At 46.3% G+C, this 26,628-nt stretch carries 23 protein-coding genes and 1 pseudogene; 19 read left to right on the top strand and 5 right to left on the bottom strand.

What is annotated here, in order from left to right; translation table 11 throughout:
• Positions 1 to 85: 85 nt before the first annotated feature.
• On the bottom strand, positions 86 to 2,908 hold the full coding sequence (gene uvrA, locus N5P32_RS17775) for an excinuclease ABC subunit UvrA (RefSeq protein ID WP_265730342.1): 2,823 nt from the start codon (positions 2,906 to 2,908) through the stop codon (positions 86 to 88).
• 157 nt (positions 2,909 to 3,065) lie between these two features.
• On the opposite strand from uvrA, the gene N5P32_RS17770 reads away from it, so the two are divergent.
• From N5P32_RS17770 to N5P32_RS17745, 6 genes are all read left to right on the top strand, one after another.
• A complete protein-coding gene (locus tag N5P32_RS17770) occupies positions 3,066 to 4,424 on the top strand; it encodes an MFS transporter (protein WP_265730341.1) in 1,359 nt (452 codons plus the stop codon).
• A 37-nt stretch (positions 4,425 to 4,461) separates the two neighbouring features.
• On the top strand, positions 4,462 to 5,181 hold the full coding sequence (ssb, locus tag N5P32_RS17765) for a single-stranded DNA-binding protein (protein WP_265730340.1): 720 nt from the start codon (positions 4,462 to 4,464) through the stop codon (positions 5,179 to 5,181).
• Positions 5,182 to 5,254: 73 nt separating this feature from the next.
• Entirely contained in the window at positions 5,255 to 5,887 is a 633-nt protein-coding gene (gene smrA / locus N5P32_RS17760; protein WP_265730339.1) for a DNA endonuclease SmrA, read from the top strand.
• Positions 5,888 to 6,048: 161 nt separating this feature from the next.
• Positions 6,049 to 8,970, top strand: a complete 2,922-nt coding sequence (locus tag N5P32_RS17755) for an insulinase family protein (protein ID WP_265730338.1) — start codon at positions 6,049 to 6,051, stop codon at positions 8,968 to 8,970.
• Positions 8,971 to 9,021: 51 nt separating this feature from the next.
• Positions 9,022 to 10,128 (top strand): 1-acyl-sn-glycerol-3-phosphate acyltransferase, encoded by a 1,107-nt coding sequence (locus N5P32_RS17750; RefSeq protein ID WP_265730337.1) that lies wholly within the window; start codon positions 9,022 to 9,024, stop codon positions 10,126 to 10,128.
• Between the two features lie 19 nt (positions 10,129 to 10,147).
• On the top strand, positions 10,148 to 10,903 hold the full coding sequence (locus tag N5P32_RS17745) for a lysophospholipid acyltransferase family protein (RefSeq protein WP_265730336.1): 756 nt from the start codon (positions 10,148 to 10,150) through the stop codon (positions 10,901 to 10,903).
• Positions 10,904 to 10,977: 74 nt separating this feature from the next.
• On the opposite strand, the gene fabB is transcribed toward N5P32_RS17745, so the two are convergent.
• The gene (gene fabB, locus N5P32_RS17740) at positions 10,978 to 12,192 is read right to left on the bottom strand and encodes a beta-ketoacyl-ACP synthase I (protein WP_265730335.1); all 1,215 of its coding nucleotides are present in this window, start codon (positions 12,190 to 12,192) and stop codon (positions 10,978 to 10,980) included.
• Positions 12,193 to 12,218: 26 nt separating this feature from the next.
• On the bottom strand, positions 12,219 to 12,734 hold the full coding sequence (gene fabA, locus N5P32_RS17735) for a 3-hydroxyacyl-[acyl-carrier-protein] dehydratase FabA (RefSeq protein WP_110577393.1): 516 nt from the start codon (positions 12,732 to 12,734) through the stop codon (positions 12,219 to 12,221).
• A gap of 298 nt (positions 12,735 to 13,032) precedes the next feature.
• On the opposite strand from fabA, the gene N5P32_RS17730 reads away from it, so the two are divergent.
• Complete coding sequence (locus N5P32_RS17730; protein ID WP_265730334.1) at positions 13,033 to 13,926, top strand: alpha/beta hydrolase; 894 nt, start codon at positions 13,033 to 13,035, stop codon at positions 13,924 to 13,926.
• A gap of 63 nt (positions 13,927 to 13,989) precedes the next feature.
• Here the strand turns inward: N5P32_RS17730 and ispB are convergent, their stop codons facing one another.
• Positions 13,990 to 14,970 carry an octaprenyl diphosphate synthase gene (ispB, locus tag N5P32_RS17725; protein WP_265730333.1) on the bottom strand — a complete coding sequence of 327 codons (981 nt, stop codon included), beginning with the start codon at positions 14,968 to 14,970 and terminating at the stop codon, positions 13,990 to 13,992.
• A gap of 282 nt (positions 14,971 to 15,252) precedes the next feature.
• Here ispB and rplU point away from each other — a divergent pair, with 282 nt between their 5' ends.
• From rplU to N5P32_RS17700, 5 genes are all read left to right on the top strand, one after another.
• Entirely contained in the window at positions 15,253 to 15,561 is a 309-nt protein-coding gene (gene rplU, locus N5P32_RS17720; RefSeq protein WP_012071898.1) for a 50S ribosomal protein L21, read from the top strand.
• A 31-nt stretch (positions 15,562 to 15,592) separates the two neighbouring features.
• Positions 15,593 to 15,850, top strand: a complete 258-nt coding sequence (rpmA, locus tag N5P32_RS17715; protein ID WP_265730332.1) for a 50S ribosomal protein L27 — start codon at positions 15,593 to 15,595, stop codon at positions 15,848 to 15,850.
• Between the two features lie 106 nt (positions 15,851 to 15,956).
• On the top strand, positions 15,957 to 17,147 hold the full coding sequence (gene cgtA / locus N5P32_RS17710; protein WP_265730331.1) for an Obg family GTPase CgtA: 1,191 nt from the start codon (positions 15,957 to 15,959) through the stop codon (positions 17,145 to 17,147).
• Positions 17,148 to 17,173: 26 nt separating this feature from the next.
• Complete coding sequence (proB, locus tag N5P32_RS17705; protein WP_265730330.1) at positions 17,174 to 18,298, top strand: glutamate 5-kinase; 1,125 nt, start codon at positions 17,174 to 17,176, stop codon at positions 18,296 to 18,298.
• Positions 18,299 to 18,309: 11 nt separating this feature from the next.
• Positions 18,310 to 18,672 (top strand): diacylglycerol kinase, encoded by a 363-nt coding sequence (locus N5P32_RS17700; protein ID WP_265730329.1) that lies wholly within the window; start codon positions 18,310 to 18,312, stop codon positions 18,670 to 18,672.
• Between the two features lie 64 nt (positions 18,673 to 18,736).
• Here the strand turns inward: N5P32_RS17700 and rpsT are convergent, their stop codons facing one another.
• Positions 18,737 to 19,000 (bottom strand): 30S ribosomal protein S20, encoded by a 264-nt coding sequence (gene rpsT, locus N5P32_RS17695; protein ID WP_111608659.1) that lies wholly within the window; start codon positions 18,998 to 19,000, stop codon positions 18,737 to 18,739.
• Positions 19,001 to 19,230: 230 nt separating this feature from the next.
• Here rpsT and murJ point away from each other — a divergent pair.
• The 7 genes and pseudogenes from murJ (at position 19,231) to ispH (ending at position 26,599) form a co-directional block, all read left to right on the top strand.
• Positions 19,231 to 20,798, top strand: a pseudogene (gene murJ, locus N5P32_RS17690) (murein biosynthesis integral membrane protein MurJ).
• 128 nt (positions 20,799 to 20,926) lie between these two features.
• Positions 20,927 to 21,211 (top strand): hypothetical protein, encoded by a 285-nt coding sequence (locus tag N5P32_RS18105; protein WP_322783892.1) that lies wholly within the window; start codon positions 20,927 to 20,929, stop codon positions 21,209 to 21,211.
• Positions 21,189 to 21,857: a riboflavin biosynthesis protein RibF gene (gene ribF / locus N5P32_RS17685; protein ID WP_322783891.1), complete on the top strand. Its 669-nt coding sequence runs from the start codon at positions 21,189 to 21,191 to the stop codon at positions 21,855 to 21,857. Before N5P32_RS18105 ends, ribF begins: the two co-directional genes overlap by 23 nt.
• 32 nt (positions 21,858 to 21,889) lie before the next feature.
• Complete coding sequence (gene ileS / locus N5P32_RS17680; RefSeq protein ID WP_265730328.1) at positions 21,890 to 24,712, top strand: isoleucine--tRNA ligase; 2,823 nt, start codon at positions 21,890 to 21,892, stop codon at positions 24,710 to 24,712.
• On the top strand, positions 24,712 to 25,215 hold the full coding sequence (lspA, locus tag N5P32_RS17675) for a signal peptidase II (RefSeq protein ID WP_265730327.1): 504 nt from the start codon (positions 24,712 to 24,714) through the stop codon (positions 25,213 to 25,215). Before ileS ends, lspA begins: the two co-directional genes overlap by 1 nt.
• Positions 25,215 to 25,649, top strand: a complete 435-nt coding sequence (locus tag N5P32_RS17670; RefSeq protein ID WP_265730326.1) for an FKBP-type peptidyl-prolyl cis-trans isomerase — start codon at positions 25,215 to 25,217, stop codon at positions 25,647 to 25,649. Before lspA ends, N5P32_RS17670 begins: the two co-directional genes overlap by 1 nt.
• Positions 25,646 to 26,599 carry a 4-hydroxy-3-methylbut-2-enyl diphosphate reductase gene (gene ispH / locus N5P32_RS17665; RefSeq protein WP_265730325.1) on the top strand — a complete coding sequence of 318 codons (954 nt, stop codon included), beginning with the start codon at positions 25,646 to 25,648 and terminating at the stop codon, positions 26,597 to 26,599. The genes N5P32_RS17670 and ispH overlap by 4 nt, the downstream gene beginning before the upstream one ends.
• Positions 26,600 to 26,628 lie beyond the last annotated feature (29 nt).

The raw sequence follows: 26,628 nt of genomic DNA, 5'->3' as shown, positions 1-26,628 counted from the left end.
ATATGGATGTTTAAGCAAAAATGCCGAATCAGTTCTGACTAATTCGGCATTTGTATTTTCATTGATCAGTTAATTCATCGATCCGTTACTTTAGCATTTGTTTCAAGAATCTACCTGTGTGAGATACATCTGCTTGAGCAATCGTTTCAGGTGTGCCTTCTGCAATGATGTACCCACCACCACTTCCACCTTCGGGTCCTAGGTCTACGATCCAGTCTGCGGTTTTGATGACATCAAGATTGTGTTCAATCACCACCACGGTGTTGCCGTGATCACGCAGTCTATGCAGTACTTTTAATAGCTGCTCGATATCAGCAAAGTGCAAGCCTGTCGTCGGTTCGTCTAAGATGTAGAGTGTGGTTCCGGTGTCGCGTTTTGACAGCTCTTTTGCGAGTTTAACGCGTTGTGCTTCGCCGCCCGACAGTGTTGTTGCTGCCTGCCCTAGACGAATGTAGCCTAGTCCCACATCGATAAGTGTTTGCAGTTTTCTGGCGATAGAAGGAACCGGGTCAAAGAACTCGCGAGCATCCTCAATGGTCATTTCCAAACACTCGTGAATATTTTTGCCTTTGTAATGAATTTCTAAGGTCTCACGATTGTATCGTTTGCCTTTACAAGTATCACATGGCACATACACATCAGGTAAAAAGTGCATTTCAACTTTGATCACGCCATCGCCTTGGCAGGCTTCACAGCGACCACCTTTGACGTTAAAACTGAATCGTCCTGGCTTATAGCCGCGTGAGCGTGATTCTTGTGTGGCCGAAAATAATTCCCTCATGGGGGTGAAAATACCGGTGTAGGTGGCAGGGTTGGATTCGGGTGTGCGCCCGATAGGGCTCTGGTCAATGTCGACACATTTATCGAATAAATCCAAACCCTCAATTCGCTCATGGGGCGCCGCTTTTAGAGTGGTTGCACCATTAAGCGCTGTCGCCGCAAGTGGGTATAATGTGCCGTTAATTAACGTCGATTTTCCTGAGCCAGAAACACCGGTTATGCAGGTCATTACACCAACAGGAATCTTCAGGTCTACGGTGTTTAGGTTATTACCTGTTGCGCCTATAAGGTTTAGGTATTTTTCATCTTTAGCGGGATGGCGAATGGTAGGTATGTCAATTTTACGTTTGCCGGTTAAATACTGTCCTGTAACGGATTCAGGGCACGCCATTATGTCCTGTGGGGTGCCGCTCGCAATGATTTGACCGCCGTGAACACCTGCTCCGGGCCCAATATCAACCACAAAGTCTGCGATGCGAATGGCATCTTCATCATGTTCTACCACAATAACAGTGTTGCCTAAGTCTCTGAGTCTTGTCAGTGTGGCGATGAGCCTTTCATTGTCACGTTGGTGTAGACCAATTGAGGGTTCATCAAGGATGTACATCACTCCAACGAGCCCTGCACCAATTTGGCTGGCAAGTCTTATTCGTTGTGCCTCACCGCCCGATAGGGAGTCGGCCTTACGATCCAGTGTGAGGTATTCAAGACCCACGTTCACTAGGAAAGTTAATCGATCACGTATCTCTTTTAATATTTTTGACGCGATTTCACCGCGGGCTCCGGGTAATTCAAGGGCCTCAAAATAGTTTAAGCACTCTACGATTGGGTAGGTAACAACTTCAGGTAGCGTTTGATCGGCAATGAAGACATTTCGGGCTGATCGATTCAGTCGTGAGCCTTTGCAGTCAGGGCATGGCTGTATGCTAATGTATTGTGACAAATCATCCCGCACGCTGTCGGATTCGGTTTCATGATAACGACGTTGTAAATTAGGAATGACCCCCTCGAACGCATGTGATCGGGTCATTTTATCGCCACGTTCGTTGATATAAACGAAATCTATTTTGTCTTTGCCAGAGCCTTGTAAAATGCGTTTTTTGAATTCACTTGGAATGTCTTTGTACTTTGAGTCGATGTCAAATTCATAATGCTTGGCGAGAGCGCTTAGCTGTTGGTAATAAAAAATACTGCGTCGCCCCCAGCCACGAATAGCGCCTTCCGCAAGGGTCAGTGTTTCATCTTGGATAATGCGCTCTGGGTCAAACATTTGATGCGTACCCAGCCCGTCGCACGTCTGGCAAGCGCCATTGGGGTTGTTGAATGAGAAGAGTCGAGGTTCTAGCTCAGTTAAGCTGTAGCCGCACACAGGGCAGGCAAACTTACTAGAGAAGATATACTCTTCATTCTCGTCATCCATATTGATGGCTTTAGCAATACCATCTGATAGTCCAAGGCAGGTTTCAAAGGACTCAGCTAAGCGTAGCTGTAAATCAGGACGTACTTTGAAGCGATCGATGACCACTTCAATGGTGTGCTTTTTGTTTTTTTCCAGTGTCGGCGCATCATCTAAATCCACAACAATGCCATCAATCCGTGCGCGAATAAAACCTTTAGAAAGTAAGTCGCTAATCGTGTGTAAATGCTCACCTTTACGGTCTTTAACGATGGGAGCAAGCAGCATCATTTTGGTTTCTTCTGGGAGCGAGATCACTTTATCAACCATTTGTGATATGGTTTGCGCCTCTAATGGCTCGCCATGATCTGGGCAACGAGGTTGTCCTGCACGAGCAAATAACAATCGTAGATAATCGTATATTTCTGTTATTGTACCAACGGTTGATCTCGGGTTGTGAGAGGTAGATTTCTGTTCGATGGAGATGGCTGGAGAGAGACCTTCGATGTGATCGATGTCGGGTTTTTCCATCATAGACAAAAATTGTCTAGCGTAAGTTGAAAGAGATTCTACGTAACGACGTTGGCCTTCTGCGTATAATGTATCAAAAGCAAGAGAGGATTTACCTGAGCCGGATAGGCCAGTTATCACCACAAGTTTGTCTCTTGGGATGTCTAGGTCCACATTTTTTAGATTGTGAGTTCGGGCCCCGCGTATGGTAATGGTATCCATGAGTCTCCAGTGTGAAGTTGATCAACAGAAAGAAATCTGCCAGTAAATTAAATAACTGTCTATTTTTACAGTAGTTGAAATGGAGCTTCAACGGTATTTTTTGTAAAATTGACAATCTTTTTCTTAACCATCCAAGTTAAACGGTTGAAACCTCCTTATGGATCTACTCGAACGTCGTTCAGTTCTTGCGTTAGCGCTGATTTATCTTTTTAGAATGTTAGGTTTATTCCTAATTATGCCTGTTATCAGCGTTGCGGCGGATGGTTTAACCGGTGCTGATGCCGCGTTGATCGGTACCGCCATTGGTATTTATGGTCTGACTCAAGCGAGCTTACAAATTCCGATGGGCATGTGGTCTGACAAAATTGGCCGTAAGCGTGTGATCGTGATTGGCTTATTGTTGTTTGCCGTTGGTAGCCTGATTTGCGCAAATGCAGAAAGTATTATGGTTTTAATTGTTGGGCGAGCTGTGCAAGGGGCTGGGGCGATTGCCAGTACTTTGATGGCGTTATTGAGTGATGTGACGCGAGAGCAAAATCGTACGAAAGCGATGGCGATCGTGGGTATTAGTATTGGCGCGTCTTTTATGTTGTCGTTGGTGCTTGGACCTTGGATTTTTGCTTTGGTTGGATTGTCTGGGCTGTTTTATTTGTCATTTGCGCTATCTTTACTTGGGATCGTCTTGATCCTATTTGCTGTGCCAAATATTGTGCAACATACCTTTAAGCGAGACACAACACCGAGTCTTTTGGCGTTGGGTTTGGTGTTGAAAGACTCAAAATTACGCTTCTTAAATGTCAGTGTTTTGTTGTTGCACGCAAGCTTGACCGCGTTGTTTGTTACGGTGCCGAATTTACTCATCGAGCGGTATGATTTGCCATTGGCTCAACACAGTTGGTTATACTTGGCGATCATGGGTTTTGCCTTTGCAGGTATGTTACCATTAGTGATTATTGCGGAAGCCAAAGGCAAGATGAAGGGCGTCCTAATTGCCATTATGTTGTTGCTGGGGATAAGCGCCATTGGGCTGCAATGGGCACCTTATCTGTGGGCTTTTGGTGTCCTACTATGGGTCTATTTTGTTGGTTTTAATTCGCTGGAAGCAGTGCTGCCGTCACTGGTGAGTAAACTGGCTCCTGTTGGCTATCGTGGTACCGCGATGGGTGTGTTTTCAACGCATCAGTTTATGGGGTCGTTTTTCGGTGGCATTAGCGGTGGTTGGTTACTGCAACATCACTCACATGGTGGTGTTTTTTGGGTTGTAGGGATCGTGTTTTTGGCTTGGTCTCTTGTGTGCTTGGCTCAACCTGCGCCGCGCCAATTGAGCAGTTTGGCATTCAGCGTGTCCAGCATGACCCATGATGAAGTATCTAAGATGGCGGACGAACTTTTAACTATCCAAGGAGTGGAAGATATGCAGATTTTTAAAGATGAGCAAACCGCTTATCTTAAAGTGGACAAGAAATTATTGGATAAAGACGCATTACTGCGTTTAGCGCCACAAGCGCGTATTTAGAAAAACACGATTCTATTTTTAGCTGGAGAAAAGCGTCATGGCACGTGGAATAAACAAAGTAATCTTGATTGGTAACGCGGGCAACGACGCAGAAGTGCGTTTCATGCCTTCTGGCGGTGCGGTTGCAAACGTTAACTTGGCAACAACAGAAAGCTGGCGTGACAAGCAAACAGGTCAAATGCAAGAACGTACAGAGTGGCACCGTGTCTCTTTCATGGACCGCGGTAACTTCCGCTTGGGCCAGATTGCTGGAGACTTTATTAAAAAAGGGTCAAAAGTCTACGTAGAAGGTTCATTGCGTACACGCGAATGGGAAAAAGACGGTATTAAGCGTTATACAACCGAAATCATTGCGAATGAAATGCAATTATTAGACGGTCGTGGTGATAATGCTGGCCAACAAGGTGGTGGTTACGATTCAATGCAAGGTGGTGGCTACGGTCAAGCACCGCAACAATCTGCACCACAACAAGGTGGCTACGGCCAAGCGCCTCAGCAGGCTGCGCCACAAGGTTTTAACCAACCACAAAGTGGTTATGGACAAGCGCCAGCGCATCAAGCTGCCCCTCAGCAAGCGGCACCACAACAAGCTGCGCCACAGTCTTTCGGTAGCTGGGGAAATGCGCCACAACAAGCACCAGCTCAAGCCGCCCCGCAACAACGCGCGCCACAACAACCTGCGCCGCAGCGCGCACCTGAGCCAAAGCCTCAGCAAGCACCAAACTTTGATGATTTCGACGATGACATCCCGTTCTGATTCCTACATAAATTAGAATAGGCCTGTCTAAGGTTGAAGAAATAAAGGCTCCTATTGGGGCCTTTATTGTTCTATGTTAGCGCTTAGCGAATGCGATTGGTTTGATGAGGTATTGGTTGTGAATGACGAAGATGAAACGTCTTTGTTTGCTCAAGAAGTGGCGGGGATTCGACCACTGAAAAAAAGCGAAGTGTATCTCGGCAAAAAAGGGCCAGAGGTCGATTTTTCGGTTCGTCAGCGTGCCGCTTTGATCGCTAATGAAGCAGACAATAACCACTTATCTCATGATTATGTGGAGAAGGTAGAACCCAATGACATGCTCGAGTACAAGAACGCAGGCGTGCAGGAAGGGGTGTTTAAGCGACTTCGACAAGGAAAATATGGCATTGAGGCTCGGTTGGATTTACACCGACGTACGGTGGCTCAGGCTCGAGAGCAGGTGTATCAGTTTGCTGAAGATTGTGTGCGTAATGATATTCGAGTGGCGATTATTGTCCATGGTAAAGGGGATCGTACACCAGATCCCGATAGTCAGGCGATGATCAAGAGTTATATAAATAAGTGGTTAAGAGATTTGGATAATGTCATGGCGTTTCATAGCGCACAGCGCCATCATGGTGGTTTGGGAGCCGTGTACGTCTTGTTCAAAAAAGCGAGAAAGCCCGCTTGGAAAACTGGGAAAAGCACCAAAAACGTTAGTTTTTGAGGCTCATCAAAACGAAAGGGTTCACGTTAGTTCGTGCAGTAAAAGCCATGTTTTTGCTATAATTCCGCCACTTTGCTGTCTTGGACTTATGTTGTCTTGAGAGTGTCCAAGCGGCCCCAAAATATTGTAATTATCGTATTCTAATTTTATCGAGGTCGAGAATGGCAAATAGCACCGCACACCATCCTGCGTTTACGTTTCTTCGCAGTGAGTTTATCGATGCTCTGAATGTGACCGTTCAAGAGTTTGAACACACCGTTACAGGTGCTAAACATTTTCATATCGCTTCTGAAAATGACGAGAATGTTTTTCTCGTTGGCTTGAAGACGGTTCCAACCGATTCTTGTGGCGTTGCTCATATTCTAGAGCATACCGTGTTGTGTGGATCTGAGCGTTTTCCTGTCCGCGATCCTTTTTTCATGATGATCCGTCGTTCGCTGAATACTTTTATGAATGCGTTCACGTCGTCTGATTGGACCGCGTATCCATTCGCCAGCAAGAACAAAAAAGATTTCAACAACTTGTTGGGTGTGTATTTAGACGCCGTGTTCTTTTCTCGTTTAGACGAGTTGGATTTTTCCCAAGAAGGCCATCGCTTAGAATTCGCCGAGCCTGACAATGCTGAGTCAGAATTGACGTTCAAAGGCGTTGTCTTTAACGAGATGAAAGGTGCGATGAGTTCAACGACGTCGGTACTGTGGCAAACTCTGACCAAGTATTTGTTCCCAAACAACACTTACCATTTTAATTCTGGTGGCGAGCCAACGGACATTCCGGATTTGTCTTACCAAGATTTATTGGCGTTTTATCGTACTCATTATCACCCCTCTAATGCTGTTTTTATGACGTTTGGTGATATTCCTGCGGAAACACTGCAGGCCGAATTCGAAGACAAAGTACTGAGTCGTTTTGAGCGATTGGAAGAACAGGTCAGTGTGCCGAACGCGAAGCGGTATTTCTCTCCAGTGCGAGTAGAGGAAGGTTACGCTGCGGAAGAAGTAAAAGAAGATGGCAGTCATGTTGTAGTGGGTTGGTTGTTGGGTGAGAGTACGGATTTGAATCAGCAGTTCGAAGCGCAATTGTTGTCTAGTGTGTTGCTAGACAACAGTGCCTCACCGCTGATGAGAGTGTTGGAAAACAGCGATCTAGGTCGTGCACCTTCGCCAATGTGTGGTCTTGAAGACAGCAATAAAGAAATGAGCTTTATGTGCGGGCTGGAAGGGGTAAAACGCGAAGACGCCCCAAAAGTAGAAGCATTGGTGTTGTCGACATTAGAAAGCATTGCTGAAAAAGGCGTGCCACAAGACATGGTGGAGGCCATGTTGCACCAATTAGAATTGAGCCAACGTGAAATCGGCGGCGGCAGCTATCCTTATGGATTGCAGCTTATTTTAGCGGGTTTGTCGACGGCGGTTCATGCGGGTGATGTGATTGCTCAGCTTGATCTGGATCCGGTTATTAACGCAATGCGTGAAAAAATACAGGATCCCGCGTACATTCCGAATTTGATCAACAGCTTGTTGTTGTCTAATGCCCATCGAGTGACATTAACATTAAGCCCTGATGATGCACTTGAAGCACGCCGTAATCAGGCAGAGAAAGACCGTTTGAGTAAGATCAAAGCGGCCTTGTCTGATGCAGATAAACAGCAAATCATTGAGCGCAGTGCGGCATTAAAAACACGTCAATCGCAAGTGGACGACATGAGTATTCTGCCGAAAGTGGGCTTAGAAGATGTGCCGGCGCGTCTGCCAGAATATGACAATCAAAAAGTTGCGGGCGCATTGCCTGTTACTTTTTACCCTCAAGGCACCAACGGTTTGGTATATCAGCAGTTGGTGATGGACTTGCCAGCGCTTGATGAAGAAGAAATCGAGTACTTGCCGTTATTCTCTTCAATGATGACCGAATTGGGCATTGGGGAAGATGACTATCTTGCGGTTCAAGAGCGCCAAGCTCAGGTGTGTGGTGGCTTGGGAGCGTCGAATTCGATTCGCGCTACGATTGCTGATCGCCAAGAACTCAATGGGTATTTTATTTTGTCATCGAAAGCTTTGGTGCCAAACGTGAAAGCCATGAGTGAGTTGTTAAAAGACACGATGCTTAACGTGCGCTTTGATGAAGTAAGCCGAGTCAAAGAGCTGGTGGCGCAACGTCGAGCTCGTCGTGAACAATCTATTACAGGGCAAGGTCATTCTCTTGCCATGACGGCCGCTTCCAGCGCATTGTCAGGTTTGGCTGCACAGCAAGAAAAATGGAGTGGTATGTCAGGCATTCGTACTGCTATTGCTCTAGATGATGCAATGAAGGCCGACAGCAAGGCTGCCGAGAAGGTGTTGGCTATTTTTAAACGCCTACACAGTAAATTGCTACAAGCTAATAAGCAGCTATTGCTGGTTGCTGAACCTCAGCATGAAGCGGCGGTATTGAGTGAAGCGCAATCTGTGTTTGCGGATTTGCCGGTAGGCGGTGCAAAGACGGCGTTTGTCATGGCGCCAGTGGACGCGCAAGTGAAAGTGGCGTGGTTGACGTCAACCCAAGTGAGCTTCTGCAGTAAGGCATTTCGTACGGCCTATGGCGATCATCCTGATGTGGCGGCATTGACTGTATTGGGTGGTTTCCTACGCAATGGTTTCTTGCACCGAGTGATTCGAGAGCAAGGTGGCGCTTACGGTGGTGGTGCTACATTTGATGGTAGCATTGGCTCGTTCCGTTTTTACTCTTACCGAGATCCTCGTTTGACGGAGACTTTGGCCGATTTTGATGCGTCTATTGAGTGGATGTTGAATGAAACTCACGGTGAAGATGCATTGGAAGAAGCGATCTTGGGTGTTATCGGTTCTATGGATAAGCCAAGTTCCCCAGCGGGAGAGGCGCAGAGTGATTTCTACGTGCAACTACACGGACGCAGTTTGGCGTACAGAGAAGCGTTTCGTGCCAAAGTGCTGGCGGTCACGATTGAGCAGCTGCAGCGTGTGACGAAGACGTATTTAACGAAAGCGAATGAGAACGTAGCGGTCGTTACTGCGACATCAAAACGTGCGGAATTGGAAAGCTTAGGGTTTGATATTCAGACCCTTTAACAATAGCGAATAACAAAAATACAAAAACAGTTTTTACTGATGGAAAATTAAATGGATCAGTTTCACGATATACGCCCCTACAACGACGATGAAGTCGCCGAGGTGCTGAACAATCTGGTAGATACTCCAGATTTCATTAATACCATTATTGGTTTTCGTTTTGCGAAATGGCCTGCGTTTCTAAAAGCGCCATTAGCCTTTGCGGTTAAGTTTGCCTTGAAGCGCCAAATCGCCAATATCTCTAATGTTCATGAGTTCCAAATGCGTGTCGCCAGTTATATGGAGCGCATGATAAAAACCACGACCACCAACGTGGAATACAGAGGCATTGAAAAATTAGAGAAAGGCGTAGGGTATTTGTTTTTATCAAACCATCGAGATATTGCGATGGACCCTGCGTTTGTGAATTATGGTTTGTATTTGGCAGGGTTAGACACTGTGCGTATCGCGATTGGTGATAACTTGTTGCGTCGCCCTTTCGTGTCGGATCTGATGCGTCTGAATAAAAGTTTTATTGTGAAGCGTTCAGCGAACGGTATTCGTGAAATGATGGCCGCTTTTGGTCAGCTATCGGCGTACATCTCGTCCTCTCTCATGACGGATCAAGCGAATATTTGGATCGCGCAAAAAGAAGGGCGTGCCAAAGATGGCTTAGATCAAACTGATCCGGCGATTATTAAGATGTTTTACATGAGCCAGAAGAAAGAAAAAGTGCCTTTCACTGATGCGATGGCAAACTTAAAGATCGTGCCTGTGTCCATTTCGTATGAATACGACCCTTGTGCTTTTGACAAGGCGCGCGAGCTTCATCAAAAATCGACGACAGGGAATTATGAAAAAGCCGAATTTGAAGACATAGACAGCATCAAAAATGGCATTGTCGGTCAAAAAGGCAAGGTTGTTGTGACATTTGGTGACGTTATCAAAGACGGCTTTGACACACCGGAAGAGTTCGTTGCGGAAGTCGATCGTCAAATCATTACAAATTACGCCATCCAATCGACGAATGAAGCGGCTTTGGCTCTGCAGCAAGGATTGCCAACAACGGATAGTGCTTTTGCAAGTTACTTGGAGCGCTGTCCTGATAACCTAAAAGAAACCGTGCTGGCAATGTATGCGAATCCATTGAAACAGCAGCAAACATACTTGAACAAATAGCATAGGGAGTAGGGTGTTAATGAGCATATTGGGGTCATTGCGGTCGTGGATCGGCTCATCCGTATTTGCCGTTTACTATATGGTATCTACCATCGTCTTTGGTGTGTTAGCGCCTTTTGCCACGGTGTTGTTACCGAAGAACTTCCGACAGCCAGTCCTAAATTTACACAATAAAGGTTTGTTGTTTGTCTTTCGTGTTATGTGTGGCGTGAAGGTCGAAATATTAGGTCGCGAGAATATCAACAAAGATCGCCCTGTTGTTTTGGTTGCCAACCACCAAAGCGAATGGGAAACCTATGTGCTACAGGTGCTGATGGCGCCTGTTTCAACGGTATTAAAGAAAGAGCTGTTGTCGGTGCCTTTCTTCGGTTGGGGGTTGCGCATGGTTCAGCCGATTGCGATTGATCGTTCACAGCGTACGAACGCACTGAAGCAAATTATCAGTCAAGGTAAAGAGCGTTTGGACGATGGTCGCTCTGTGCTTATTTTTCCCGAAGGCACGCGTATAGCACCCAATCAAGAGCAAGCGTTCAATAAAGGGGCAGCTATGCTCGCAACGTCGGCAGGCGTGCCAATTCTGCCTGTTGTGCATAATGCAGGTTACACTTGGCCAGGTAAGAAATGGCGTAAATACCCAGGCTCAATACGAGTAGTGATTGGCCCTATTATTGAATCTGAAGGTAAAAAGACATCCGCATTGCACGATGAAATGGACGTGTGGATGCGTGCCGAAATGGCGAAGCTTCCTAAAGGAAATGACGTTCTTTTTCAGTAAGTATTTTTACGGCCAACTACGCATAAAAAAGCCGCATCATGTGATGCGGCTTTTTTTGTGGCTTGGAATAGGGTTTATGCAGAGTATTTTTTGAATACTAGGCTGGCGTTTGTTCCGCCGAATCCAAAGCTATTAGACATGATCATGTTCAGATCAGCATTGTCTTTACGAGTTGTCACTACTGGGATATTGCCCGCTGCAGGATCAAGATCGTCTACGTTTGCTGATGCGGCGATGAAGTTATTCTCCATCATTAGCAAGCAGTAGATTGCTTCATGAACACCCGCCGCGCCTAAAGAGTGGCCAGACAAGGATTTAGTTGAGCTGATCAATGGGATATTGTCACCAAATGTTTCATTAACCGCTTGAAGCTCTTTCATGTCGCCTGCAGGTGTACTTGTACCGTGCGTATTGATGTAGTCAATGTCACCATCGATTGTGCTCATTGCCATCTGCATGCAGCGTACTGCGCCTTCACCAGAAGGAGCCACCATGTCGTAGCCATCGGATGTTGCACCGTAACCTACTAATTCTGCGTAGATTTTAGCGCCGCGAGCTTTAGCGTGTTCAAGCTCCTCGATGACCAACATACCGCCACCGCCAGCAATAACAAAGCCGTCACGGTTTGCGTCGTATGCACGAGACGCTTTTTCTGGCGTTTCGTTGTACTTAGAAGACAGAGCGCCCATCGCATCAAACATGCATGTTTGAGTCCAGCTTTCTTCTTCGCCACCGCCAGCAAAAACGATGTCTTGTTTGCCTAGCTGAATCAGCTCCATTGCGTTACCAATACAATGCGCACTAGTAGAACAAGCGGATGTGATTGAGTAGTTTACGCCTTTGATTTTGAATGGCGTTGCCAAACAAGCAGAAACCGTGCTGCCCATAGTTTGAGTAACTCGGTATGGTCCAACGCGCTTAACGCCTTTTTCGCGTAGCGTGTCTGCTGCATCAACTAGGTTTTGGGCAGATGCACCGCCAGAGCCTGCTACTAGGCCGGTACGGATATTAGATACTTGGTCTTCTGTTAATCCAGCGTCCACAATAGCTTGCTGCATGGAAACATAAGCGTAAGTGGCCGCATCGCCCATGAAACGGCGAACTTTGCGGTCAATGCTTTCTGCATCTAGATCAATACGACCACAAACGTGGCTACGAAAGCCATGTTCTTTGTAATCTTCGGCGAAACGGATACCAGACTGACCCTCGCGTAACGAGTTTAGAACGCTATCTTTGTCATTACCTAGGCAGCTGACAATGCCAAGACCTGTTACTACTACACGACGCATAAATGTGCCTCTTTCATTCTTAATCTTTAGAAGTTATCTGTTGACGTAAACAAACCTACACGCAAATCTTTTGCAGTATAAATCTCACGACCATCAACTTTAACGCTTCCGTCTGCAATTCCCATCACAAGTTTGCGTTCGATAACGCGCTTCAGGTGAATGTGGAAAGTTACTTTTTTCGCGGTTGGAAGGATTTGTCCGGTGAATTTTACTTCGCCTGAACCCAGTGCGCGTCCGCGCCCTTTATTGCCCTTCCAGCCAAGGAAGAACCCTACTAGCTGCCACATCGCATCTAAGCCTAGGCAACCAGGCATAACTGGATCACCAGGAAAGTGACAAGCAAAAAACCATAGGTCTGGGTGGATGTCTAGCTCAGCGATAATTTCGCCTTTGCCGTGCTCACCGCCTTCAGTCGAGATGTGAGTAATGCGATCCATCATTAGCATATTGCCGACAGGAAGTTGGGCATTGCCTGCACCAAACATTTCACCGTGGCCGCATTTTAATAGTTCGTCTTTTTCAAAAGATGAAGCTGTAGTCATTATAGTCCTATATCCACATCCAGCCGGTGACTCAAAATAGTCTGGTGGATTGTTGTGGTCCAGTTTGCAGTAGAAAATCCAGCTGATTATATCGGTTTGGAACTCTAATATGAATGTTTGAACGGAAAAAAGCAAATTACCTGCCTGAAAATTGATCATTTTTATGATATTTCAGCAGGTTAGCCGTTTGTAGCAAGGCGCAAACAGACTTTTAATGATGCTAGGTGGCGTCATTTGCTGATGTTTTTTCTGGTAGTATGTGTGCTTTCGTCTTGTTTTATTCGCTTCGAGTGTTTTTATGAAGTCACAAAAAGAGCTAAATGTAACCGCGTGGCAGTACCCAGTCGAAGGCGGGCATCTGCAAGGTTATGCGAGCGCGTTAGAGCCTCATCAACCAACCATTCATTTCCTTCATGGTAATGGCTTTTCAGTGAAGACGTATTCGCATTTTTTGTCGAAACTGGAAGGGTACAATTTGATTATGCAAGACGCCGCCGGCCATGGTGAATCCTCAGCAGGAGAGTCCTTTATCGGCTGGAACAGAACGGCTTCGCGTTTTGTGGCGGCTTTGCAGTCGCGACAGTCTTCTTTGCCTAACACGAGATTGATTGGAATGGGGCACAGTTTTGGCGGTTGCATGACGGCTTTAATGAGTGAGCAAACGCCTGCGTTGTTTGATCGTTTGGTGTTGTTGGATCCTGCTCTTTTCCCGCCCCGACTGATTTGGATGATGCGTGGCGTGAAACTGTCTGGTTTAAAAAGCCAGATTCCATTAGCGAGACAGGCTCGCCGCCGACGCACGCAGTGGGAAAGTTTGGCCCAAGTAAAAAATAGCTTTTTTGAAAGAGGGACTTTTAAAGGTTGGGAGCCTGCATGTTTAGATGATTACATCGACGCCTCCATCAAGCAGGATGAAAAGGGGCACTATCAATTAGGTTGCCCACCTTGGATGGAAGCGGCCATTTTTTCGAGTTACCCGAAACGATTGTGGCGTGCTATTGCGAATATTTCGGTTCCTACTTACATCGTGCAAGGAAAGGATACCTTTGATTATTTTAAAGAGGCGTACCGGTTAGCGGCGAAACTTAACCCCAATATTCAGCTGATCGATGTTGAGGGTGGTCATTGTTTTATGCAGCAGAATTCGAGTGCGACAGCGCAGGTTGTCATGGATATATTGAAAAAAGAGTAAATTCGCGCCGTAGATCGCAAAACCAAACAAAGAGGTTGTCTTGTTTGGTTTGCTCAAGAGCGATTAATGACGACGCTTCACCGAAGCCTCAGCCAAGGCAATTAGTGCGGCTTTGTAGTCGGATTCTGGTAGCGGCATAATGGCTTTAATGGCAAGGTCAGCTTGCTCTTGTGCTTTTTGCTGGGTGTATTCAATCGCTCCGCAATGTTGCACATCATTCACTATGGCTTCTAGCTGCTCAAGGCCGCCAGTGAGAATGGCTTGTCTTACGCGTTCTATTGCGTCTTGAGGGCCATGCTTCATGGTGAAGATAAGCGGTAAAGTGGGTTTGCCTTCAGCAAGGTCATCGCCGACGCTTTTCCCCATTTCTTCTGCGGTGCTGGTGTAATCCATTACGTCATCAATCAGTTGGAACGCCGTTCCTACGTACATGCCGAACTGTCTTAGTGCTTCCTGATGTTCTGTGCTGGCATTGGCTATGACGGCGCCACAGAGTGCGGCACCTTCAAACAGTTTGGCAGTTTTGTATTGAATGACTTTTAAATAGCTTTCTTCGGTAGTGTCTGGATCGCCACAGTTAATAAGTTGTTGCACTTCACCTTCGGCAATAATATTGGTCGTTTTAGCAAGAATGCTCATGCATTGCATGCTGCCAACATCGACCATGATTTGGAAGGCGCGAGAATAAAGAAAGTCACCGACCAGTACGCTGGGGGCATTTCCCCATTCTTCGTTGGCGGTTTTTTTGCCGCGACGCATGTCCGACTCATCAACAACATCGTCATGGAGTAGTGTGGAGGTATGAATAAACTCAATGATGGTGGCCATTTGAATGGTGTGATCGAGTTTTTGCTTGTCTAACTCTGAGCTGGCTCTGGCAGCAAGTAAAACCAGTAGTGGTCTTAAGCGCTTTCCTCCGTTGCTAATGATGTAGTAGCCAATTTGTTCAATGAGAGGAATGTCACTGCTAAGTTGTGACATAATATAGTCGTTCACTTGGCCAAATTCATTGGCCACAACATCGTGTATTTGTATAGGTTGCATGCAATTTCCGAAGCTAAGTAGTCTCAAGCTGATCAGCAAGTGTGCCTCATGCTAGGTAAGGCTTGTGTCAGGGTCAACCTAAAATACGAAAAATGTATAAAGCTATTGCTTTTCGCTTGTATTGGTTGGTGTGATTTTGTACAATCTCGCGTCCGATTTACCCACATTTTGCTCCCTATCATATGGTTAGTGATTTTTGTCCGATTCGGTCAGAACGTTATTGCCACTAGAAGTAGGTCAAATTCAATTTCAGTAGCCGGGTAAATCTAATTGGAGAAGAACATGTTTGCAGTGATCAAAACTGGCGGTAAGCAATACCGTGTAGAAGAAGGCCAAACCCTTAAGGTTGAGAAATTAGCTGTTGAAGAAGGTGGCGCGATTCAATTCGACGACGTTCTTCTTGTTTGCAACGGCGACGACGTTAAAGTTGGTGCACCAGTTGTAGAAGGCGCTAAAGTAACAGCGGAAGTTGTTGCACATGGTCGCGGAGATAAAGTTAAAATCTTGAAATTCCGTCGTCGTAAGCACTCTATGAAGCGTATGGGTCATCGTCAGTGGTTCACGGAAGTGAAAATTACTGGTATTAACTAAGCGCTAACTATTCAAATTTAAGGAGTAAGTCATGGCTCATAAAAAGGCGGGTGGTAGTACTCGTAACGGTCGCGATTCCGAGTCGAAACGATTAGGTGTCAAACGTTTTGGTGGTCAAGTTGTGATCCCAGGTAACATCCTTGTTCGTCAGCGTGGTACTCAGTTCCACCCTGGTGCAGGTGTTCAAATTGGTAAAGATCACACTTTGTTCGCTGTTGTTGAAGGCCAAGTGAAGTTTGAAGTGAAAGGTAAGTTGAAGCGTCGTACAGTTTCTGTCGTAGCTGCTTAATCGCTTACTAAAAACTTAAAAAAAGCTCCGCGACGCGGGGCTTTTTTTGGAAGAATTCTATAATCAGAGTTTGTTGATTCTGATAATCCACCTATGAGGTGTATCTGTGAAATTTGTTGATGAAGCCAGTATCTACGTAAGAGCGGGTAAAGGCGGTAATGGTGCGTTGAGTTTTTGGCGCGAAAAGTTTGTTGCCAAAGGTGGCCCTGATGGCGGTGACGGCGGCAACGGCGGCAGTGTGTTGCTGGTGGCTGATGAGGCGCTGAACACGCTGATCGATTTTCGTTTTACGAAAAAATACATCGCTGAAAGCGGAGAGTCTGGCCAAGGGCGAGACATGACGGGTTCTAAAGGTGCGGATCTTGAGATCAAGGTGCCGGTAGGGACGACGGTTATTGATGATGACACTGGCGAGACGCTGGGCGATCTTGTTCGTGATGGCCAAAAGTTAAAAGTCGCTCAAGGTGGTCATCATGGATTGGGGAATACTCGATTTAAATCCAGTACCAACCGTGCTCCGCGACAGACAACAAAAGGCACGGTGGGCGAAGAGCGTACGTTGAAGTTAGAGATGAAGGTCTTGGCCGATGTTGGCTTGCTTGGTTTGCCTAATGCCGGTAAATCGACGTTTATTCGTGCGGTGTCTTCTGCTAAGCCAAAAGTGGCGGATTACCCGTTCACGACCTTGGTGCCAAATTTGGGCGTGGTAAAGGTTAAGAAGCATCAGAGCTTTGTTATTGCTGACATTCCTGGAATTATCGAAGGCGCATCTGAAGGGGCGGGTCTTGGTATTCGTTTCTTGAAGCACTTGGTGCGTAACCGAATTTTGTTGCACATTGTTGATTTGGCGCCTTGGGATGAAATCACCCCAGCGGAAGCGGCGGTTATTGCGGTCAACGAATTGCAGCAGTTTAGCCCGGCTTTGGCAGAGCGTGACCGTTGGTTGGTTTTGAACAAGACCGATATGGTGCCAGAAGACGAATTAGAAGAGCGCTGTCAAAGTGTGATCGATGCGCTTGGATGGGAAGGTAAAGCGTACCGTATTTCGGCTATTTCGGGCGAGGGTACAGAGGTGCTGTGCTTGGACTTGATGACAGCACTTGATGAGCAGCGTGAGTTGTTGATGGAAAGCCCAGAGGCGCGCGAAAAAGAGAAAGCCGTTCGTGCGTTGATCGACGAAGAAGGTCGAAATCGTATTATGTCATTGCGTGAGAAGCGTCGTTTGGCTGGCAAAATGGTCGACGATGATGATTTCGATGAAGATGATTACGATGTTGAAGTGGAATACGTAAGTTAATCTGATTGGTGGGAAAAAGCAGTATCATGGAAATGCGAGAGAAAATAGCGAAGGCGCAACGTGTCGTTGTTAAGATCGGCAGTGCATTATTGACGAATGATGGGCAAGGGTTGGATGTTGCTCGTATTGGTCTTTGGGTTGCTCAAATTGCTGAATTGCGAGCGCAAGGTAAGGAAGTTGTATTGGTGTCTTCTGGTTCTATTGCGGCTGGCATGAAGCGTCTTGGTTTTTCTTCTCGCCCCACTCAGGTTAATGAGCTTCAGGCGGCCGCAGCCGTTGGTCAAATGGAGCTGGTGGGAGTGTATGAATCTCATTTTGAGAAACATGGTTTATGTACTGCGCAAATTTTGCTGACCCATGATGACTTGTCTAACCGACGCCGCTACTTAAACGCACGATCTTCATTGCGTACGCTGCTTGGTTTTGGGGTTGTACCCATTGTTAATGAAAACGACACGGTTGTAACCGATGAGATTCGTTTTGGCGATAACGACACGCTAGGGGCGTTGGTTGCGAACTTAGTGGAAGCGGATGTGCTGATTATTTTGACGGATCAGCACGGTTTGTTTGATAAAAATCCACGTGATCATCAAGATGCAACATTAATATCGCATATTTCAGCATCGGATGAGCGTTTGGAGTCCATGGCAAGTGGCGGTGCTGGTGTATTGGGCAGCGGTGGAATGCTAACGAAAGTGCGTGCAGCACGCTTGGCGGCGCGATCTGGAGCAGACACTTTAATTGCTTCTGGCCGTGAGGAAAGTGTGATTACTCGAGTGGCATCAGGTGAATTGCTGGGAACGTGGTTGCAGCCGGAGCATGGTCGGGTGGCGGCACGCAAGCAGTGGTTGGCTGGGCATTTGAAGAGTCGTGGCGCGTTGATTTTGGATGACGGTGCTGTGAAGGCGCTGCGCAAAGAAGGTACGAGCCTCTTGCCGGTCGGTGTAAGGGATGCACAAGGGACTTTCTCTCGTGGTGATATGGTGCTTTGTGTTGATCTGCAAGGTGGTTTGGTTGCTCGCGGATTAGTGAACTACAGTGTGGCAGAGACGCTTAAGTTGCTTGGTCAGGCGTCGTCCAATATTGGTGATATTTTGGGTTACAAAGGTGAGCCTGAGCTTATTCATCGCGATGATTTGGTTATTATTTAAAAGGGGTTGTTATGGCGAAGCCGGGTAAAGCAGGTCTAGAGCGCGTGTTAAGTGCGTCAAAATATTCATATCAAGGTTTGCGGGCTCAATGGAAGCATGAAGCGGCTTTTCGCCAAGAGTTTTTCTTATTTTTGGTTGCTTTGCCTTTTGCGATTTGGCTTGGTGATACGGGGCTAGAGCGTGCGGTGCTGATTTTTTCAGTGGGTATGGTGTTGATCGTTGAGACGCTAAACTCCAGCGTTGAAGCTGTGGTTGATAGAATCAGTCATGAGCATCATGAATTGTCTGGTCGCGCTAAGGACTTGGGTTCTGCAGCGGTGATGTTGGCTTTGGCGTTGGCTGCTGTTGTTTGGCTGGTGGTGTTACTGGGGTAGAATGGCGCAGTCGGAGTTTTGCAAGACATAAAAAAACCGGCGTTTGCCGGTTTTTTTATAGGTATTAGGCCAGTGCTTTGATTTTAGCACTCAAGCGGCTCTTATGGCGAGCAGCTTTGTTTTTGTGATATAGGCCTTTGTCAGCGGCTTTGTCTAGCTTAGAAGTTGCTAGAACGTAAGCTGCTTGTGCGTCAGCTTGATTGCCTGCTTCGATAGCTGCATCTACTTTTTTCAAGTATGTGCGAACCATTGAACGAAGGCTACCATTGTGAGCGCGGCTTTTGATTGCTTGGCGCGCGCGTTTTTTTGAACCGGCGGAATTTGCCACGGTCTGGCTCCTTTAATTTGGAATAAGTAATGACCCAGCACTGTGCTGTGTCATGAAATTAATGTCAAGTTTTAACTTTGAAATCTCGCGGCGGATTTTACCAGTTTTTAGCGCAGTCACAACCCTATTATACAAAAATTAATCAAATGAGCGTATATATTTGGCTGCGCTGTAGTAGCGGCAGGTGTTATTCTTGGCGCATATGTCTATTGTCTAAGTCGTAATTTCTTATGTCTGAAAAAAAGATCACCGCTAATAAAGAGCCTAAGTCTTTGTCTTTATTGCGTTCTGGTGTCCTGGTTTCTATTTGTACCTTTCTTTCTCGTATTCTTGGGTTGGTGAGAGACGCAGCGTTAGCGTATGTCTTGGGCGCAAGCGGCAGTGCGGATGCGTTTTACGTTGCTTTTAAAATCCCTAATTTTTTTCGACGCTTATTTGCAGAGGGCGCGTTTGCACAAGCCTTTGTTCCTGTGTTGAGTGAATATCGTGTCAAAGAGAGTAAGGAAGAGGTGCGCGCGCTTATTTCAGCGGTGTCGGGTTCTCTTGCGTTGGTTTTGTTGTGCATTACTGTCTTGTTTATGGTGTGCGCGCCGTGGGTAGTGTACGTTTTTGCTCCGGGTTTTGCGGGAGACGATGGTCAGGCGGCGTTGGCATCAAATTTGTTGGTGATTACTTTCCCTTATTTGATGTTTATTTCTTTAACGGCGTTGGCTGGAGGGATATTAAATGCCCACGGCGAATACGCGGTACCGGCCATAACCCCTATTTTTTTAAATATCTCGCTTATCGTTGCGACGGTGTTTTTTGCGCGTACGGCGGCACAGGCTGAAACGGCTGTGGCGTGGGGGTGTTTTTCGCAGGGTTGATTCAATTGATGTTTCAGGTGCCGTTTCTGGCTCGACTGCGTCTTCTGCCTTTGCCGACGTTGGGTTTTCGTCATCCGGGGGTGAAGCGGATTTTGCTTTTGATGGGGCCGGCATTGTTTGGGGTGTCGGTCAGTCAGATTAATTTGCTGTTGGATACGGTTTTGGCCTCTTTTCTTCAAACAGGCAGTATTACTTGGCTGTATTTGTCTGATCGATTGTATGAGCTGCCGTTGGGTATTTTTGCGATTGCGATCAGTACGGTGATTTTGCCTTCGTTGTCTCGTAGCTTTTCTGGTGGTGAGTCATCTAGATTTTCTGAGACGTTGGATTGGGCATTACGCATTTTATTGTTGATCGCTGTTCCGTCTTCTCTTGCTTTGTTTATGTTGGCAGAGCCTTTGATTGCGACGATTTTTTATCGCGGTGAGCTGACGGTGAATGACGTGCAAATGGCGGCGCAGAGTTTGCAGGCGTATTCGTTGGGCTTGGTGTTTATGATGCTGATTAAGGTGTTGGCTCCTGGCTATTATGCAAGGCAAGACACGAAGACGCCTGTGCGTATCGGTATTATTGCCATGGTGTCGAATATGGTGCTGAATTTGATTTTGGTGTGGCCGTTGGGGCATGTGGGTTTGGCGTTGGCGACCAGTCTTTCAGCCGGTTTGAATGCTTTTTTGTTGTGGCGTGGTTTGTATAAACAGCAACATCATGTGTTTTCTGTTCAATGGGGGCGCTTATTGCGCATATTGATCAGTGCGACTTTTGCGTTGGGTGTGTGTTTGTATCTGTTTCTTATTCAAGGGTGGCAATGGACTCAGATGGCCGATGTAACTAGGGCGGGGTATACCTTGTTTGTGGTGGTTACTGGTGTGTTTGTGTATGTGGCGGTGGCGGCTGTTGCAGGGTTGCGTCCTTCTATTTTGAAGCATTGACTGTGATCTTGGGTTGATTTGTGGTTTGCACTGCTTGTGCAAGTTCTGGCCTACCGTCATTAGGTTAACTGCTATATAATCCATGATATTTTTTCGACGCTGGGTTTAATTGTTTTGTACGGGGTTCTATGGAGTTAATTCGCGGTATTCATAATATCCGTTCAAAGCATAAAGAGTGTGTGCTGACGATAGGGAATTTTGACGGTGTTCATTTAGGGCACAGTGCTATATTGGCTCGCGTAAAAGCCTTGGCTAAGCAGTATCATTCGCCGGCCGGTATTATGATTTTTGAGCCTCAGCCACGAGAGTTTTTTTCTCCTGAATCTGCGCCCGGTCGTATTGGTCGTTTGCGAGATAAGGTGAAGTTGCTGGAGGGGCAAGGCATTGACTATGTCTCTTTGTATGCCTTTTAACCCCAAGTTGCAGCAATTGAATGCACAGGCATTTTGTCAGCAGATTTTATTGGACGGTTTGTCAGTAAAGCATTTGGTGGTTGGTGATGATTTTCGCTTTGGCTGTGATCGACAGGGTGACTTTTATTACCTACAAGAGTTTGGCAACCAGCAGGGCTTTGACGTGGAGAATACTCCCTCGGTGCTGAATGCGGTGGGCGAGCGAATTAGTAGTACGGTGGTTAGGCAGTCGCTAGAAAACGGCGATATTGCGGCCGCGCAAATGAATATGGGGCATTCGGTCACATTGAGTGGTCGAGTGGTTCATGGGCAGCAGTTGGGACGAAAACTGGGTTTTCCGACTGCGAATGTCCACCTTAAAGGCGTTAAGTCGGCCTTGTCTGGGGTGTATGCGGTTACCTTTTTGGTGGACGGTGTGTCACACGATGGGGTTGCGAATATCGGTGTGCGACCAACCGTTCAGGGGAAAACTCCTGTTTTGGAAGTGCACTTGTTAGATTTTAATGGTGATTTGTACGATAAGTATGTGCAGGTGACTTTCTGTCAGTTTATTAGGGCAGAGCGAAAAATGGCTGGCTTAAGTGAGCTGGAAACACAAATTCAATGTGATAAAGAAGAAGCGTTACGCTTTTTTGCTAATCAGTGAAAAGATGATCTTTGAGGATAAATCGAAAAACCATGAGTGATTATAAACCGACACTGAATTTGCCTGATACTGATTTCCCTATGCGTGGAGATTTGGCAAAACGTGAACCTGCAATGCTGAAGCGTTGGCAGGATATGGATCTGTACAACAAGGTGCGCGAAGTGAGCAAAGGGCGTAAGTCTTTTGTCCTTCATGATGGTCCTCCATACGCAAACGGTAGTATTCACATTGGTCACGCGGTTAACAAAATCCTCAAAGATATTATTGTTAAATCCAAAACCGTCAGTGGTTTTGATGCGCCTTATATTCCGGGTTGGGATTGCCATGGCTTGCCAATCGAACACAAAGTTGAGCAGCTGATCGGTAAAGCGGGTGATAAAGTTTCGTTTAAAGAGTTTCGCGCGAAATGCCGTGAATACGCTTATTCGCAAATCGAAGAGCAGAAAAAAGACTTTATCCGTTTGGGTGTGATGGGGGATTGGGAAAATCCTTATCTGACCATGAACTTCCAAACGGAAGCGAACATTGTTCGTGCTTTAGGCAAAATCGCTGAAAACGGTCATTTGGTGAAAGGCTTTAAGCCAGTTTACTGGAGCGTGGTTGGCGGTTCTGCTTTGGCGGAAGCGGAAGTGGAATACCAAGATAAAACGTCTTTGTCTTTGGATGTGCGTTATGCGCCTCAAGACGAAGCGGCTTTATTGTCGAAGTTTTCTGATGTGGAAGGTGAAGGTAAGGTTTCTGTTGTTATTTGGACAACCACGCCTTGGACGCTTCCTGCGAGTCAAGCGGTCTCTGTACACCCTGAATTTAACTATGCGTTAGTTGAAGTCGATATGGGCTTGGGCAAAGAGCGCTTGATTGTTGCTGAAGACATGGTTGAAGGTGTGATGTCTCGCTATGGTGTGGCAGATTTCCGTATTGTTGGTCGTGCAGTGGGCGCTGAATTAGCGGGTACGGTATTGAATCACCCGTTCCTAGAACGCGATATTCCCGTTATTTTGGGTGAGCACGTAACAACGGAAGCGGGTACTGGCTGCGTTCATACGGCACCAGACCATGGCGTAGACGACTTTAATGTGGGTCGTGAAAATGGCATAGGTACAATCAATCTTGTTCAAGATAACGGTGTTTATTCCGATGCGGCTGGTGAGTTTGCTGGTTTACACGTCTACAAGGTAGATGGTGCGGTACTCGAAGCGCTAAATCATAATAACGCTTTGGTGTTTGAGTCTAAGATCTTTCATAGTTACCCACATTGCTGGCGCACTAAAACGCCACTGATCTTTCGCGCGACGCCGCAGTGGTTTATCAGTATGACCAAAGAAGGTTTGTTGGATGCTGCCAAGCATGCTGTTGAAGGTGTGAAGTGGGTACCAAGTTGGGGGCAAAACCGCATGGAAGGGATGTTGAATAACAGCCCTGACTGGTGTGTGTCTCGTCAGCGTACTTGGGGTGTGCCGATTGCGCTGTTTATCAATAAAGAAACGCAAGAGCTTCATCCTGAAACACCGCGTTTGATCGAAGAAGTCGCCAAGCGAATCGAAGTGGAAGGCATCGACGCTTGGTTTGAGATGGAAGCAGAAGAGTTGTTGGGTGCGGATGCTGAAAAGTACAGCAAGGTTACGGATACGCTGGATGTTTGGTTTGACTCTGGTGTGACGCATTATTCTGTTATCGATCAGCGTGACGAATTGAACTTCCCTGCCGATTTGTACCTAGAAGGTTCAGATCAGCATCGTGGCTGGTTCCAGTCTTCGTTAAAAACGTCTATCGCGATTCGTGGGGTGCCACCGTATAAACAAGTGCTGACACACGGTTTTACTGTCGATGGCGATGGTCGCAAAATGTCGAAGTCTTTGGGCAACGTATTGTCGCCTCAGAAAGTGATGGACACGTTGGGTGCGGATATCATTCGTCTGTGGGTTGCAGCAACCGATTACACCACTGAAATGACGGTGTCTGATGAGATCCTTAAACGTGTGGCGGATTCTTATCGTCGTATTCGCAATACGGCGCGCTTCATGATGGCGAACTTGAACGGCTTTAATCCAGCGACGGATATGGTGTCTTCTAAAGACATGATTGCATTGGATCGTTGGATTGTGGATCGTGCTGCTTTGTTGCAAAAAGAATTGAACACGGCGTACAACGAATATCAATTCCATACGGTGAATCAGAAAATTCAAAACTTCTGTTCAGTGGATTTGGGTGGATTCTATCTGGATGTCATCAAAGACCGTCAGTACACAACGCAAGAAGACAGCTTGGCGCGTCGTTCTGCGCAGACGGCTCTGTATCATGTGATGGAAGCCTTCTCTCGTTGGATTGCACCTATCTTGAGCTTTACGGCCGATGAGATCTGGCAAACATTACCAGGTGAGCGTGGCGAGTCTGTTTTCTTGGAAACATGGTACGAAGGCCTAGAAGAACTATCTGGTGATGAGCCAATGGGGCGTGAATTTTGGAAGCAAGTTCTTGAAGCTAAAGTGGCGACGAATAAAGTATTAGAAGCGGCACGAAGCGAAGGTAAAATGAAAGCGAGCTTAAGTGCTGAAATCACACTTTATTGTGATGATGCTTTGCAAGCAACATTGAATCGCCTTGATCAAGAACTGCGCTTTGTTTTGATTGCTTCTGATGTGAAGGTGTTGCCATTGTCTCAAGCAGGTGACGATGCTGTAGCAACAGATCTTGATGGCCTTAAAGTGACTGTCGAGCTAAGTAAGTTCACTAAATGTGTACGTTGCTGGCATCATCGTGAAGAAGTGGGTAAACGAGCTGCGCATCCAGAATTGTGCGATCGTTGCATTGCTAACTTGCCTGACGGGGAAGGTGAACAGCGCCTTTACGCTTAATGACGGCTTTGATTATATGGAAACGAGTTCAGCGCTGGTGGGCGCTGGCTCTGATTCTTTTTGTTTTGGATTGGCTAACAAAACAAGCTATTGAGTCCAGTTTATTCTATGGACAAGAAATTGCTGTTTTTCCATTCTTTGATCTGACATTGAGATACAACACGGGCGCTGCTTTTAGTTTTCTTGCGCAAGCGGGTGGATGGCAGCGTTGGTTCTTCTCTTTTATCGCATTCGCTGTGGTTGTTGGTATTAGCTGGCGTTTGGTTAAAATTGCCGATTCAAATCGCTTAGAGTCCTTTGCTCTTACTTTTATTTTGGGTGGTGCGGTTGGTAATCTTTATGACCGTTTGGTTTATGGGCATGTAGTGGATTTTCTGCAGTTTCATTGGCAGCAATCTTGGTATTTTCCTGCCTTCAACTTAGCGGACAGTGCAATTACCCTTGGTGTGATTTTAATGCTGCTTGAAAGTGTTGTGACGAAAAAGCAGGAAGGTGCAAAATAATGAATGTAATTACATCCGCAAGTCGAGTCACTTTGCACTTTGAGCTGTCTCTCGAAGATGGGCAAATTGTTGATTCTAACTTTTCTCAGGCGCCTGCGACTTTTGTTTTCGGTGATGGGAGTTTGTTGCCTGACTTTGAACTTGCGTTGCTGGGAATGTCGGTAGGTCAAGAAGCCTCCTATAGTATGCCGCCAGAAAAAGCATTTGGTGCGCACAATCAAAGCAATATTCAGCGTATGCCTCGTTCCCAGTTTTCTATGGATTTAGAAGAGGGCATGGTGGTGTCATTTGCCGATATGAGCAAAAACGAGTTGCCAGGTGTGATTGCCGAGATTGGAGAAAAAGAAGTCGTGGTAGATTTCAACCACCCGTTGGCCGGCCGCACATTAACATTTCGCGTTCAGGTTGTTGCTATAGAAGAGGTTGCTGCATGAGTTTTGCGATTCAACTTGCTAACCCTAGAGGATTTTGTGCCGGCGTAGATAGAGCAATTGATATCGTCAATCGTTGCTTGGATCTGTTTGAGGCGCCAATTTATGTTCGTCATGAAGTGGTTCACAATAAATTTGTTGTGGAGTCACTAAAAGCTCGCGGGGCTGTGTTTGTTGATGAATTGGATCAAGTGCCAGACGATAATATTGTTATTTTTAGTGCGCATGGTGTATCAAAAGCGGTTCGAGATGAAGCGACCAATCGTGGCTTGAAGGTTTTTGATGCAACTTGCCCTTTAGTGACAAAGGTGCATTTAGAAGTCTTACGCTACTCTCGAGATGGCATGGAGTGTATTTTAATCGGTCATGACGGACATCCAGAAGTAGAAGGCACGATGGGGCAGTATGATAATCGTCAGGGTGGCGCTATTTATTTAGTAGAAAGTCCTGAAGATGTCGAGGCTCTTAAAGTTAAAAATCCTGAGCGTCTTGCTTTTGTAACGCAGACGACATTGTCTATGGATGATACATCGATTGTTATTGATGCGCTGCGCCAGTACTTTCCGAAAATCAGTGGTCCTAAAAAGGACGATATTTGCTATGCCACTCAAAATCGTCAAGACGCAGTGAAAACCTTGGCGGAAGAGTCCAAGCTAGTGTTGGTTGTTGGTTCTGTTAATAGCTCTAACTCCAATCGTCTTCGCGAATTAGCACAGAGAATGGGTGCAAAAGCGTATTTAATTGATAATGCCAGCGAGATTGACTCCGCTTGGTTGCAGGATGTGGATAGTGTTGGGGTTACGGCTGGAGCGTCTGCACCAGAAGTCTTGATTAACGAAGTGATTGAGCGCCTTATTAAAGAGGGTGGTGATGCTCCGCAAGAATTACAAGGTAGAGAAGAGAACGTGTCTTTCTCAATGCCGAAAGAACTTCGTATTGTTGAGGTTCGATAGATTTTTAATTAATTTCAAAATTAATTAAA

The sequence above is a fragment of the Marinomonas pontica genome, from assembly GCF_026191375.1.
GTDB lineage: Bacteria > Pseudomonadota > Gammaproteobacteria > Pseudomonadales > Marinomonadaceae > Marinomonas > Marinomonas pontica.
This window is presented reverse-complemented; position numbering and strand designations above follow the sequence as displayed.

Coding starts and splice junctions, on each gene's coding strand:
- ispB (WP_265730333.1), bottom strand. CDS start 14,970: ATGCAACCTATACAAATACACGATGTTGTGGCCAATGAATTTGGCCAA.
- N5P32_RS17745 (WP_265730336.1), top strand. CDS start 10,148: ATGAGCATATTGGGGTCATTGCGGTCGTGGATCGGCTCATCCGTATTT.
- uvrA (WP_265730342.1), bottom strand. CDS start 2,908: ATGGATACCATTACCATACGCGGGGCCCGAACTCACAATCTAAAAAAT.
- rplU (WP_012071898.1), top strand. CDS start 15,253: ATGTTTGCAGTGATCAAAACTGGCGGTAAGCAATACCGTGTAGAAGAA.
- N5P32_RS17750 (WP_265730337.1), top strand. CDS start 9,022: ATGGATCAGTTTCACGATATACGCCCCTACAACGACGATGAAGTCGCC.
- N5P32_RS17755 (WP_265730338.1), top strand. CDS start 6,049: ATGGCAAATAGCACCGCACACCATCCTGCGTTTACGTTTCTTCGCAGT.
- N5P32_RS17670 (WP_265730326.1), top strand. CDS start 25,215: ATGAATGTAATTACATCCGCAAGTCGAGTCACTTTGCACTTTGAGCTG.
- N5P32_RS18105 (WP_322783892.1), top strand. CDS start 20,927: ATGGAGTTAATTCGCGGTATTCATAATATCCGTTCAAAGCATAAAGAG.
- fabB (WP_265730335.1), bottom strand. CDS start 12,192: ATGCGTCGTGTAGTAGTAACAGGTCTTGGCATTGTCAGCTGCCTAGGT.
- proB (WP_265730330.1), top strand. CDS start 17,174: ATGGAAATGCGAGAGAAAATAGCGAAGGCGCAACGTGTCGTTGTTAAG.
- smrA (WP_265730339.1), top strand. CDS start 5,255: ATGTTAGCGCTTAGCGAATGCGATTGGTTTGATGAGGTATTGGTTGTG.
- fabA (WP_110577393.1), bottom strand. CDS start 12,734: ATGACTACAGCTTCATCTTTTGAAAAAGACGAACTATTAAAATGCGGC.
- ssb (WP_265730340.1), top strand. CDS start 4,462: ATGGCACGTGGAATAAACAAAGTAATCTTGATTGGTAACGCGGGCAAC.
- N5P32_RS17730 (WP_265730334.1), top strand. CDS start 13,033: ATGAAGTCACAAAAAGAGCTAAATGTAACCGCGTGGCAGTACCCAGTC.
- ispH (WP_265730325.1), top strand. CDS start 25,646: ATGAGTTTTGCGATTCAACTTGCTAACCCTAGAGGATTTTGTGCCGGC.
- rpmA (WP_265730332.1), top strand. CDS start 15,593: ATGGCTCATAAAAAGGCGGGTGGTAGTACTCGTAACGGTCGCGATTCC.
- ileS (WP_265730328.1), top strand. CDS start 21,890: ATGAGTGATTATAAACCGACACTGAATTTGCCTGATACTGATTTCCCT.
- N5P32_RS17770 (WP_265730341.1), top strand. CDS start 3,066: ATGGATCTACTCGAACGTCGTTCAGTTCTTGCGTTAGCGCTGATTTAT.
- lspA (WP_265730327.1), top strand. CDS start 24,712: ATGACGGCTTTGATTATATGGAAACGAGTTCAGCGCTGGTGGGCGCTG.
- N5P32_RS17700 (WP_265730329.1), top strand. CDS start 18,310: ATGGCGAAGCCGGGTAAAGCAGGTCTAGAGCGCGTGTTAAGTGCGTCA.
- ribF (WP_322783891.1), top strand. CDS start 21,189: ATGTCTCTTTGTATGCCTTTTAACCCCAAGTTGCAGCAATTGAATGCA.